This window comes from Aeromonas sp. 75A (genome assembly GCF_051919425.1).
GTDB lineage: Bacteria > Pseudomonadota > Gammaproteobacteria > Enterobacterales > Aeromonadaceae > Aeromonas > Aeromonas veronii.
This window is the reverse complement of sequence record NZ_JBQBES010000002.1, coordinates 608,500-620,362: the sequence shown is the minus strand read 5'-3', so window position 1 is coordinate 620,362 and position 11,863 is coordinate 608,500. Positions and strand designations below refer to the sequence as shown.

The following is an 11,863-nucleotide window of genomic DNA, read 5'->3' as shown; positions in this document are numbered from 1 at the left end:
GGGCTCATCTGAGCGACTCACACTGGCTAATTGCTCTGTTTCAAGATATCCTGTTAGTACTTTAAGTCATGTTTAAATAAGGAAATTTGTAATGAAAAAATCAGCGTTGACTCTGGCTGCTATGTTGGTTCTCTCTTCAAATGCATTTGCAGCTGAAGAAGTTGCAGGTACTGCGGCTGGTTCCACTGGCGTAGCAGGTACTGCCGCTGTAGGTACTACCACTCTGGTTGCTGTGGGCGTTGGTGCAGCGGCTCTGGCTGCTGTTGTTGTTGCTAATGCCAATGACGACTCCACCAGTACCAGCACTAACACAACAACTGCTACTAAATAAGTTGTTTGATATTGTAATAAGGCTGCCACATTGGCAGCCTTATTTTTGTCGCTTTGCAATTATTTTCCCATTCCACTGAGTAACCCATCTATGTTTTCTCTTCGTTTGTTTATGTCTTTGGGGTTATTACTCTTGAGTGGCTGTTCCGCCACCAGTTCAGATACCTATGCAACTCTCCGCTATGCCCTTTTGGGAATGGATGATGTGGAGGTTACGTCTGAAAAAATACGTGAATTACCTTATGCGAGCGCCTATCTGCGAGTAGGTGATAATCCACAGGCATTGGTTGTGCTTGCGTTTGCAGATCCTGATGGTTCATTGAGCTGGGTGAGCTCTGATAATAAGCTTTTTGTTACCAAATCAGGTCGGCTACACAAGACGGTGGGTTTGGAAAATGATCTCTATTTAGTGGCATCATCCTGGCCTGATCCATTGAAAAAAATGGTAAATGTACCCGATATATCTTTGAACCTGGATGCTATGTCTTGGCAGTATACTGCCGAATGGGAAAAGGATTATCTGAGTGGATATGACATGCGGGCTAAGTTTATATCTGCTGTTCCAGAAAAGTTGTTAATCCTTGATAAAACACATGATGTTATGTTGATTGATGAGTTGGTCAGTGTCGGACATGACCAGAACTCTTGGCATAACTACTATTGGTTTGAGCCTAGTACGAGCAGAGTATTAAAAAGCCAGCAGCAATTGGGGCCGGAATTACCGGTGATTGAAATGACAATATTAAAGCCGTACGCATTATGAAAAGATACCTGACGATCGGTCTCATACCATTTTTTGCTTTGGCTCAAGCTGATGTAAACGTGATTTTTGAGCGTCATGCTACAGCGAAGATTGAGTTGCATGATGGTGCCAGACTTGCAGACCTGTTATTTAATGTTCAATTACCAGATGATATCTATTGGCGTACTGCACAAATTGCGAATGAAAAGACCATAGCGGAATTTCAGATGACTAAAGAGCAATTGCTCAAGGATATTAAAGCACTTCAAGTACTTTGGATGCGAGCAGGTGACAAAGGTTCATTGATCCAGTCAACGCAACAGTTACTACAAGAGCTGGACAAAGTTCCTGTCAGTGGCCGTTTGTCAATCGCATTAGATCCTGCCAAGTCCAGAATTGACCCGCATGGTAATCCACTATTAAAAGGGCAGTACACCCTTTTCCTTGCTTCAAGGCCCGATTTTATCTACTTCGTGGGACTGATTAACGGTCGCAGTAAACAGCCACTTCAGCCTGGTGCCAGTTTGGCAAGCTATTGGCAGGATTACCGCTTGTTGGCTGGCGCTGCGCAGTATGAAGCATTTCTGATCCAGCCTGACGGTTCTATCAGCCAGGTTCCTGTTGCGAATTGGAACAAACTGCATCGTGAACCTATGGCGGGTGCTACGCTCTTTGTCGGTTTTGATCCCCAAATCCTTCCAGAGCAATATAAAGATATCAATATTCGTATTGCCAGTCTGCTTGCTAATCGAGTACCAGAATAATGCTGCCTAAATTGAAATATATTGCGATCTTTGTTTCAGGAGCTGTTTGTGCTGCAGAGTCTGTTATTGATCCTTATGGTCCTTCACAAGGTGATTTCGGTGGTGTGGGTCTGCTTCAAATGCCTACCGCACGAATGGCTAAAACAGGTGAGTTCAGTGCCAACTATGTTGATAATGACCAATATCGTCGATGGTCTATCTCTGCGCAGCCATTCGACTGGTTTGAAGCAACACTGAGATATACTGATGTAAGAACAAAAAAGTACAGTCCCTACGAAGATTTTAGTGGTGATCAAACCTACAAAGACAAAGGGATGGATTTCAAGTTTCGTCTTTGGCAAGAATCTAACTATCTGCCACAGGTTTCAGTTGGCTTTAGAGATCTAATGGGGACCGGTCTCTTTGATAGTGAATTTGTGACGGCCAGCAAGCGGTATGGACCATTTGATTTTACTATCGGTATCGGCTGGGGAAATATGGCCGAAAGTGGTAATGTTAAAAACCCATTTTGTGAGTATAAAGATAGCTGGTGTCAAAGAAATAATAGCTTCTCTGGTAATGGTGGTAAGTTTGAGTTTGATAGCCTGTTTCATGGGCCAGCAGCACTCTTTGGCGGTGTTGAGTATCAAACACCATGGCAGCCACTCAGGTTGAAGCTGGAATATGATGGCAATGATTATAGCAAGGAGTTCGCTGGCCATATTTATCAAGATTCACCTTGGAATGTCGGGGCTGTGTACCGAGTTTTCGAGAATATGGATAGCCATCTAAGCTGGCAGAGAGGAAACACCTTGATGTGGGGGGTGACTTTTCGGACTAACTTTAATGATATGAAACCCGCTCATATTGATCAGCCGAGACCCATTTATCAGCCTGACCAAGTTCCAGCCACTATGACTGATGTGAAGTGGAAGGCGCTAACTGACGATTTGAAAGAGAATGCTGGTTGGCAGGATACAGAATTTTACACAACCACCAATTCTGTGACTGTCATCGGCACGCAGAGCAAGTATCGCGATCAGAATGAGGCGATGAAGAGAACCTCTTTGTTAGCCGCAAATTATTTGCCGGGTACGGTCGATAAGCTGAATGTTGTTGAGCGTAAGGCGAATTTCCAGTTGCAAGAAACCCGCATCGATCTCCCATCTGTTCGTCATGCCAATGTGGTACAGGTGTTGGGAGAAGAACAACATGAAAAATCGATGGTTCAGGCTGCAGGAAAAATTCAGGGAGAATCTATCTACTCATCTGAGCGCAAGTCATTTTCATACTCTTTTGATCCAGACTTAACGCAATCATTTGGTGGTGCTGAGTCTTTCTATATGTATCAGTTAGGCATTAATGCAAATGCTGATTGGCATATAAATGAAAACAACAGTTTGCAAAGTACGCTGTTTGTTAATCTGATTAATAACTACGATGAGTTCAATTATAAAGCTCCTCCTCCAGATGGCGCTGCCTTACCACGGGTTCGGACGTGGATTCGTGAGTATGTCGATTCTTCTAATTTATTACTCAACAACTTGCAGTTAACCCATATGCAACCACTTGCTCAAGATTGGTACGGGCAAGCTTATGGGGGATATCTGGAGATGATGTATGCCGGTGTTGGCAGTGAGGTACTCTATCGTCCATATGGCAAAACTTGGGCCATTGGCGTTGATGCCAACTGGGTAAAACAACGAGACTGGCACAACACCCTGAAAATGGCTGATTACGATGTAATGACAGGACATGTTACTGCGTATTGGCAGTTACCATTCATGAGTAATGTCACCGCTAAAGTCTCCGTAGGTCAGTATTTGGCTGGTGACAAAGGCGCTACATTCGACTTCTCCAAACGGTTTGATTCGGGTGTTGTCTTGGGGGGGTATGCAACATTTACCAATGTTTCTGCAGACGAGTATGGTGAAGGTAGCTTTACCAAAGGCATTTATGTCACGATACCGTTTGATTTGATGCTGCTCAAGCCAACAACCGCGAAAGGAAGCATTGGATGGGTTCCTTTGACACGGGATGGAGGCCAGATGTTGAGCCGCAAGAATGGTCTTTACGGCTTGACAGAGCTATAGTAATCAAAAGTTGCATAGAGCCTATCTTTTTTCATCAAACAGGGCGAGCAGTTGTAAACTGCTCGCCCTTTTATTACCTACCCAAGAGATATGGCAATCTGCAGAATTATGCTAGGAATGCATGATGATTAAATACTTACGTGTTTTGTTTGGCGTACTTTGTATCGCTTATTGGTTGTTGGGCATGCATTTTTTTATGCATAACCCTGGAGGTGCAGGGCTGTATCTGCCCTTTAACGCATGGGGATGGGTGTTTGCCTCGTTGGCTATTGGATTGGGATTGTGGCAGGTGACGTTACGTCAGCGCTTGCTCTTCTCTCCATTACAAGCAGGTTTATGGATAGGGGCTCTCTTGCTACTGCTCCCGATGCTCTATCCTGGTTTTGCACTCAAGGATTATGCTATTCCCAGATTGCTTGGTCTTTTTGCTGGTCTGCTGTTTTTGTTTGGACTCTATCAATGGTGCTTTAATAAGGCGCAGCGTGATCGCTTGCTCTATCTCATCCTGATTGCGATCGCGATGGAGGTAGTGCTGGGTCTGGTGCAGTTCTACCTGTTAACGCCAGGTAACTGGATTGGCTATGACACCAAAGCCAATCGCCCTTACGGGATCTTTCAACAGCCAAACGTGATGGCGACGTTTATGGCAACTGGCCTTGCCCTTGCTATCTGGCTGGAATTACGCCGAGAGGGTGGTCGATTGCTGATGGCGTTGCGCTATGGCGTCATTCTATCTGCGGCACTGCTGCTCGTTGTTTTGCAATCCCGAGTGGGGCAGTTAGGCGGCCTGCTAGCCCTGTTCTTACTGATGCCTCAGCTTTATCGACAGCGGCTGCTATGGCGGATATTGGGTCTGGTTATTTTGGCTGTAGCGATTGGCCTGCTATCACAATATTGGCTGGCTGGAGCAAAACGAGGATTAGAGATCTATCAGTCCGGTGGTATGCGCTCTATTTACTGGCCTTATGCGGTAAAACTGATTGCACAGGCTCCTTGGAGTGGATGGGGATACGGCAGTTTTGAATCTGTTTTTCTCCATCACTACATGGCTGATAAAGCACTGAATCCGTCCATGGTGCAGATTGAGTACAATCTTGACCACCCCCACAACGAGTTTCTCTATTGGGCTGTTGAGGGCGGTATTGCACCCATGGTCGGCATGGTGATCATGGGGGGCGCATTATTATGGCGTCTGGCGAGTGTGCGCTGGGTACATGCCATGGGGCTGCTTGCCTTGGTTACCCCAATATTGCTTCATACCCAGACGGAATACCCGCTCTACCATGCGATCGTGTTATGGTTGCTGTTGCTGACGCTGATTTATATCATCGATACCGAAATTGAGGAGACCAACCTGGCGAGTCAGGGTTTCTCATCATGGTGGGATATGGAGTGCCGCCCATGGCTGTTACTGCGATTTATGGCGATCGCTATCCCGCTGCTGGTCGTTCCCTTTATGCTCACAGCAATTCACACCACATGGGTAGTCACCAAATATGAACGGGGTGGGTATAAAGAGCCGACCTTGCTACTTGATATCGTCAATCCCATGGCTTGGTTGACCCGAGTCGAGTTTGATGTGAACTCAGTTCGTCTGATGGTGGGCTTGCAGACAAATAACAAGACCGAACTGGAAGCTTATCTGGAGTGGGGGCAGGCATTCGTACGCCATACACCGCGTGCCAACATATACGCCAATATGGTGATCGCGCTTAATGCATTGGGTCGTACAGAGGAAGCCAATGTGATGCGAGCTGAAGCACTTAAGCTCTATCCAACCGAGCCCCTTTTAACTGGGTCTGCTTCACAGGCAGTGATTACCGGTGTTGACCAATCAGGCAAGAATATAACCAAAAATAAATAGTGCTATTTGGATACATAGAAAGCCAGCCCTTAAAAACGGCTGGCTTTTTTATTTTTTCCCTTCTGGACAACCAGTATCTGAACAGTCTGTTTTCGGACGCATGCGTCTGTCAAACGGGCTATGAAAGGCATATTTGAAATGTCATGTGGCGATTCCAAACAGTTGATTAATATGTGATTTTGTCGATGGCGTTGAAGGGGTTGATAGTCAATTGGGAGTATCCCCTTCATCATCGGGTGAAGGGACAGGTTCTAGACGTGTTCATTGCTAAACAGATAGGCATAGTCTTGTCACATGATGTTGAACGTATGGTAGAAATGTTCGCTCAGGCTTATAAAGCAGGTTACCGAGTTAGTTTTGTTGGATGCTGAACTGGAAATTAATGAGTCTTGAAATACCGATGTTTCTTGAACACAAGATGGTAATCACCTCTCTACCCAGAAGATCTGCATTCCAGCCAGTTTGTTATTGATAGTGGCAAGCATTCGATCTTGATGGTGAAATTTAAGAAAAAAAGAACGTTAATATAGAAAAACTGTATGTTCTCGCGAATTGTCCATGCTATTCTGAAACGGTATCCCTGTAACCGACTTTTTTGTGAGGAAATAATGAACGAGTTTCTGAAAGTTCTGCTGAACATTCGCAGTCTGCGTGCGGCTATTCGTGAGCTGCCGTTTGAGCAACTGCTGGAAGCTAAAGAGAAGTTTGACCTGGTTTACCAAGAGCGCGCCGATTCTGTTGAACAGGAGCGTGCTGAACAGGAAGAGCGTCAGCGCAAGCTGAATGAATTCACCGAAATGCTGCAGCAGGCTGGTATTGATCCTCGCGAGCTGCTGGCGACTGCCGCTGCTCCGGCTGCTGCGACTGGCGCTGCCAAGAGCAAGCGTGCTCCGCGTCCGGCTAAATACAAGTACGAAGAAGATGGCCAGGAAAAAACCTGGACCGGTCAAGGCCGTATGCCGAAAGCCATTGCTGCTCAAGTAGCACTGGGTAAAGACCTGAACGATTTCCTGATCTAATTCGTCAGGTTCAGAGATTGAATAATGCCGCCTTTGAGCGGCATTATTTTTGCCGTTTTACTCGTGGTTATCCAATCTGCCCCTTCGCCCCATTGTTATCTACATCCTCGCTTGTATCCTTTTTACCGTTGTTTCACTTCACTGTTACTTTACTCAATATCACTCATTGTTTGCGATTAATTTTGTCGTGCAGAATTAACTGCGTGATATCGCTTTTTGTATGCATCGTGCAGATATGCGCTTCGGATATGTCTCTCACGATTCACGGGGCGCCGCTCGGTAAGAGCCGAGCTCTCTGCTGATGGAATATCCGGTAACCGTTATCTCTGGTCAGGGAGCGTGAGGGATAGAGATAGCCGCAAGATATCGCCGAGATATTCAGGGTCGCCGATGCATGTAATTGGCTGCGCTGCATAACCGCCCCTTGATGATGGGCAATGGCGTTCGTCTGCCGTGTGGGCGAGGGAATTCGGTGCGGTCGATGGCGATGGCATTCCCCACTCTGCCGGCAGAGTGGGGAATAGCCGGGTGAAGCGCTATCGGGGCGTCACGCTATCGCTTCCGCCCAGGGCGCGATAGATTTTGGCGCTGGTGGTGAGCTGCTCTTTTTGCTGGGCCAGCAGGCTCTGCTGGGCATCCCACAGCCGGTTCTGCTCATCAAGCCAGGCTTGCACGCCGGTTGCACCCGCCTGGAAGCGAGCCTTGGCCAGTCGTTCGGCCTCCTGGGCATAACTCAGCTGCTCCTGCAGATAATCGAGTCGCTGCTGGCCATAGTGGCGGGCGGCCAGATTGTCTTCCACCTCCACCAGTGCGGTGTAGAGCTGCTTGCGAAACTCGGTTTCGGCGATCTGGTAATCCAGCTCTGAGCTTTCGATGGCGAGCTGGGTGCGGTTGTATTCAAGGAAGGGGAGGGCGAGGCTGGCCCCTAGCGTACCAACCGGATTTTGCAGCACCTGCGCCAATCTATCGGATGCGGTGCTGGCACTGCCGGTCAGGGTCAGGCTGGGGTAGAAGCTGGTGCGGATCTCGTCACCTTTTGCCAGCGTCTTGCGCAGCCGCAATTCGGCCGCTTTGACGTCAGGGCGGCGTGCCAGCACATCGGCCGGAATACCCACCGCAAGTTCAGGAATGGTCTGCTTTGCAAGGGACGCGGGTGCATACTCCAGCGGTCCGCTGCTACGGCCCAGCAGCAGACGCAGGGCATTGCGAGCTTGCTCCTGCTGCGCCTTGAGGGAGGCCAGCTCAGCCTGTTTTCCGGCCAACTGTTGGCGTGCCTGCGCCAGATCGAGTCGGGTGATGGCGCCAGCCTGGTATTTGGTCTGGGTCAGCTGCTCGGTTCGGGACAGGTTGGCCAGCTGCAGTTCTCCGAGTGCGATGGCAGAGCCGAGATAGCCGAGCTGCCAATATTGCTCCAGAGTATTGCCGATCAGCAGGAGTCGGGTGCTGGCGAGATCCTGCTCGCTTGCCGCCGCCTCCCAGCTTGCCTGATCTCGCACCGAGGCAAGCTTGCCCCACAAATCCACTTCGTAACTGAGGCTCAGCGAGGGGCCCAGACTGTTGGTGCCTTTGCCGGTTTTCAGATCCTTGTTGCCACTGGCTGCGATAGTGCCATTGACCGAGGGGGTGAGGTTGGTATCGGTCTGCTCGGCGCCCAGTCTGGCGCTTTTGAGCTTGAGGGCCGCCACATGCATGTCCGGGTTGGCGGCCAGTACCGCCTCGACCAATTTGTCGAGCTGGGGATCATGAAATTCCCGCCACCATGGGCCTGCCTGCGCAGCCAGTTGGGCGCCCTCTGCCTGTTGCCATGCAGGGGCGATCGCCAGTTCGGGTCTTTGATAGGTGCTGTGCTGACTGCAGCCGCTGAGAGCCATAGAGAGAGCCAGCCAGGAGAGTTTGTGCATTGTTATTCCCTCGCCAGTGCGACAACAGGGTCGAGCCGCGCCGCATTGCGTGCCGGCAGGTAACCAAACAGGATCCCGATGAGTGACGAGCAGCCAAAGGCCATCAAGATGGAGAAGAGCGAGAACTGCATCTTGATGGAGTCCACCAGCAGTGAAAAGAGCGCGCCAATACCGAGCGAGAGGCCGACGCCGAAGAGCCCCCCCAGCAGGCTCACCATCACGGCTTCAATCAGGAACTGCTGCAGAATATCCGACTGGCGGGCGCCCACTGCCATGCGAATGCCGATCTCGCGGGTGCGCTCCACCACCGACACCAGCATGATGTTCATCACGCCCACCCCGCCGACGATCAGCGAGATCACCGCGATGGCCGAGACCATCAGGGTCATGGTGGCGGTGGTTTTCTCTACCGATTTGATGATGCTGTCGCTACTGAAGGTGAAGAAATCCTTCACCCCGTGGCGCTTGGTGATCAGCTCGATCACCGCCTGCTCGGCCAGTGCCGGTTGTACCCCGTCCTTGACTCGTATAGTGATCTGGCTGAAGTGGTGCTGCGAGATGAGGCGACTCATCACCGCACTGTAGGGTAGCCAGATATTGACCGACTGGCTGGTGGGGCCGAAGCCGGTCTCCTGCGAAACCACACCGACAATCCGCACCGGCAAGGTGCCGACCAGTACCACCTTGCCGACCGGGTCCTCCTTGCCAAGCAGGCTGGTGATGCTCTTCTTGTCCACCACGGCAACGGCAGCACGCTGCTGGATATCTTGCCACTCCAGTAAGCGACCACTGACCAGCGTCATCCCCTTTACCTTGAAATAGTCGTTACCGACACCGGTCACATTGCCGCTGTTGGTCTTGTTGCGATAGCGCAACTGGCCGGAGCTGCCGATCTCGGGGCTGGCGCCCGCAAGATAGGGCTGCCCCAACAGGGCATCGAGATCCCCCTTGTTGAGGGTCTGGATGCTGGCCATTTTCTCATCGCCCCATCCCTTGCCCGGGAAGATTTCGATGGTGTTGGTGCCCATCGCATTGATCTGGTCGATCACCTTGGCGCGCGCCCCTTGCCCCAGCGCCACCACGCTCACCACGGCGGCGATGCCGATGATGATGCCGAGCATGGTGAGGAAGGTGCGCATCCGGTGGGCGAGCATGGCATGGATCGCCATCCGTCCCGCTTCCCGATAACGATCCCAGTCGTGACCCATGGCGCCTTTAGTGGGCACTATTTTTTGAGGGGCTACAGCGGTGGCTGGAGCCAACACGGCCGTTTGGCAGGGGCCGCTATCTTGTTCAATCCGACCATCCTTGAGAGTGATGATCCGGTCGGCATGGCTGGCCACGTTCATATCGTGGGTGACCAGAATGATGGTGTGGCCCTGAGCGTGCAGCTCCTTGAGGATCGCCATCACCTCCTTGCCGCTCTGGCTATCCAGTGCGCCGGTCGGTTCATCGGCGAGGATCACTTCGCCGCCATTGGCAAGCGCCCGGGCGATACTGACCCGCTGCTGCTGACCGCCGGAGAGTTGGCCCGGGGTATGGTGGCTGCGATCGGCCAGACCTAGTCTGCCCAGCAGCTGACGCGCACGTGCCTGGCGATCCGGGCGACTGGTACCGGCATAGACGGCCGGGATCTCCACGTTGGCGGCGGCATCGAGATGGGGCAGCAGATGGTAGCGCTGAAAGATAAAACCGAAGTGGTGGCAGCGCAGCCGGGCCAGCGCCAACCCATCCATGGTGGCGGTGTCCTGACCGCGAAACAGATACTGGCCGCTGCTCGGGCTATCGAGACAACCCAGCAGGTTCATCAGGGTCGACTTGCCGGAGCCGGACGCGCCGACAATGGCGATCATCTCTCCTGCCGTGATGGTGAGGTCAAGAGGGTGGAGCACGGTGACTTCGCTGTCGCCGCTCTGGTAGCGTCGCTCGACCCCTTTCAGCTGGATCAACGGCAGCTGGTTCAGGGGCTCACTCATAGCATCACCGCCATCTCATCATTGTCGGCGGGGGCTCCGTGATTGAGCTGCACCTCCTCCTTCTCACTCAGCCCGCTGATCACTTCAATGCGGATCTCGTCCTTCATACCGGTTTTGATATGGCGGGTTTCGGTTGTCTCATCGTCCTTGATCACGCTGACTTCATACTCGTTGTCACCCAACGACTTGCCGAGGGCGGTTTGCGGCACAGTGAGCACCTGCTTGCGCTCGCCGAGCACAATGGTCACCTGGGTGGTCATTGCCACCCGCAGGGTATGGTCGGGATTGGGTACATCGAACAGGGCGTAGTAGTAGACAGCCGCATTGCTGGTGGTGGTACCTGTGGTGGCCTGATCGTTGATGTTGGTAGGCGCTAACTCCACGGCGCGAAGGGTACCCTGATAGCGGGTATCCGGATCGCCGATCAGGGTGAAGTAGACCGGCATGCCGGCTTTGACCTTGGTGACATCGGCTTCGGAGATCTGCGCCTTGACCGTCATGGTCTCGAGGTTGGCCAGCTTGAGCACGGTCGGCACCGTCTGGCTGGCAGCCAGGGTCTGGCCCTGACGGGTCACAATGCTGATAACGGTGCCATCCATCGGCGCCAGGATCTTGGTGTAGCCCAGCTCGGTCTTGGCCCGATCAACCTTGATCAGGGCATTGTCGATATTGGCCTGGCTGTTTTGCAGTTCGGCGCGGGTGACCGCCAGCAGTGCCTCGGCACTCTCCAGATCGGCCCGTGAACTCGCCTCCTGCTTGAACATCTGCTGCTGGCGCCGCCAGGCGAGCTCGTTCTGTTTGAGTTGTGCCTGCTTGATCTTGAGCTGGGCGCGGTTGCTGGCAAGTTCCGCCTCGGCCGTCTTGAGGTTGTTCTGGGCAATCAGGGGATCGATCTCGGCCAGCAGGTCTCCCTGCTTGACCTGATCACCTGCCTCGACGGCCAGCTTGGTAACCTGACCGGAGACTTGTGCCCCCACATCCACCTGCTCCACGGCCTGCAGCACACCACTGGCCAGTACAGTTTGGGCAATATCCTCGCGGGTCACTTGAGCGGTCAGCATCGCCTTGGGTGGTTGACTGGGCCAGAGCAGCCAGCCGAGGAGTACCACGGCGATCAGCATGGTGATGGCCAGGGTTCTCTGCTTGGGGGTTATGTTCATCGATCACCTGAATGGAAACGGAAAAGGTTGTGCGC

Annotated in this window: 9 protein-coding genes; 6 read left to right on the top strand and 3 right to left on the bottom strand. The window is 51.9% G+C overall.

Annotated elements, in window-relative coordinates:
* Positions 1-91 precede the first annotated feature (91 nt).
* The 6 genes from ACTG2T_RS02710 (at position 92) to ACTG2T_RS02685 (ending at position 6,791) form a co-directional block, all read left to right on the top strand.
* Positions 92-331, top strand: coding sequence for a hypothetical protein (locus ACTG2T_RS02710; protein ID WP_108613095.1), 240 nt, complete (start codon positions 92-94; stop codon positions 329-331).
* Between the two features lie 90 nt (positions 332-421).
* Entirely contained in the window at positions 422-1,093 is a 672-nt protein-coding gene (locus ACTG2T_RS02705; RefSeq protein ID WP_108613094.1) for a YjbF family lipoprotein, read from the top strand.
* On the top strand, positions 1,090-1,836 hold the full coding sequence (locus tag ACTG2T_RS02700) for a capsule biosynthesis GfcC family protein (RefSeq protein WP_042657814.1): 747 nt from the start codon (positions 1,090-1,092) through the stop codon (positions 1,834-1,836). Before ACTG2T_RS02705 ends, ACTG2T_RS02700 begins: the two co-directional genes overlap by 4 nt.
* Positions 1,836-3,908: a YjbH domain-containing protein gene (locus ACTG2T_RS02695; protein WP_330124986.1), complete on the top strand. Its 2,073-nt coding sequence runs from the start codon at positions 1,836-1,838 to the stop codon at positions 3,906-3,908. The genes ACTG2T_RS02700 and ACTG2T_RS02695 overlap by 1 nt, the downstream gene beginning before the upstream one ends.
* Positions 3,909-4,032: 124 nt before the next feature.
* The gene (locus ACTG2T_RS02690; RefSeq protein ID WP_330125025.1) at positions 4,033-5,772 is read left to right on the top strand and encodes a PglL family O-oligosaccharyltransferase; all 1,740 of its coding nucleotides are present in this window, start codon (positions 4,033-4,035) and stop codon (positions 5,770-5,772) included.
* A gap of 608 nt (positions 5,773-6,380) precedes the next feature.
* Positions 6,381-6,791 (top strand): H-NS family histone-like protein, encoded by a 411-nt coding sequence (locus ACTG2T_RS02685; protein WP_005344269.1) that lies wholly within the window; start codon positions 6,381-6,383, stop codon positions 6,789-6,791.
* Positions 6,792-7,327: 536 nt separating this feature from the next.
* Here ACTG2T_RS02685 and ACTG2T_RS02680 read toward each other — a convergent pair.
* From ACTG2T_RS02680 to macA, 3 genes are read right to left on the bottom strand one after another with little or no spacing between them, the layout of a single operon-like run.
* A complete protein-coding gene (locus ACTG2T_RS02680; protein WP_330124985.1) occupies positions 7,328-8,692 on the bottom strand; it encodes an efflux transporter outer membrane subunit in 1,365 nt (454 codons plus the stop codon).
* Positions 8,693-8,694: 2 nt separating this feature from the next.
* Complete coding sequence (locus ACTG2T_RS02675; protein WP_151285895.1) at positions 8,695-10,668, bottom strand: MacB family efflux pump subunit; 1,974 nt, start codon at positions 10,666-10,668, stop codon at positions 8,695-8,697.
* On the bottom strand, positions 10,665-11,828 hold the full coding sequence (gene macA, locus ACTG2T_RS02670; RefSeq protein WP_193859800.1) for a macrolide transporter subunit MacA: 1,164 nt from the start codon (positions 11,826-11,828) through the stop codon (positions 10,665-10,667). The genes ACTG2T_RS02675 and macA overlap by 4 nt, the downstream gene beginning before the upstream one ends.
* Positions 11,829-11,863: the final 35 nt, after the last annotated feature.

Coding starts and splice junctions, on each gene's coding strand:
- ACTG2T_RS02710 (WP_108613095.1), top strand. CDS start 92: ATGAAAAAATCAGCGTTGACTCTGGCTGCTATGTTGGTTCTCTCTTCA.
- ACTG2T_RS02705 (WP_108613094.1), top strand. CDS start 422: ATGTTTTCTCTTCGTTTGTTTATGTCTTTGGGGTTATTACTCTTGAGT.
- ACTG2T_RS02700 (WP_042657814.1), top strand. CDS start 1,090: ATGAAAAGATACCTGACGATCGGTCTCATACCATTTTTTGCTTTGGCT.
- ACTG2T_RS02695 (WP_330124986.1), top strand. CDS start 1,836: ATGCTGCCTAAATTGAAATATATTGCGATCTTTGTTTCAGGAGCTGTT.
- ACTG2T_RS02690 (WP_330125025.1), top strand. CDS start 4,033: ATGATTAAATACTTACGTGTTTTGTTTGGCGTACTTTGTATCGCTTAT.
- ACTG2T_RS02685 (WP_005344269.1), top strand. CDS start 6,381: ATGAACGAGTTTCTGAAAGTTCTGCTGAACATTCGCAGTCTGCGTGCG.
- ACTG2T_RS02680 (WP_330124985.1), bottom strand. CDS start 8,692: ATGCACAAACTCTCCTGGCTGGCTCTCTCTATGGCTCTCAGCGGCTGC.
- ACTG2T_RS02675 (WP_151285895.1), bottom strand. CDS start 10,668: ATGAGTGAGCCCCTGAACCAGCTGCCGTTGATCCAGCTGAAAGGGGTC.
- macA (WP_193859800.1), bottom strand. CDS start 11,828: ATGAACATAACCCCCAAGCAGAGAACCCTGGCCATCACCATGCTGATC.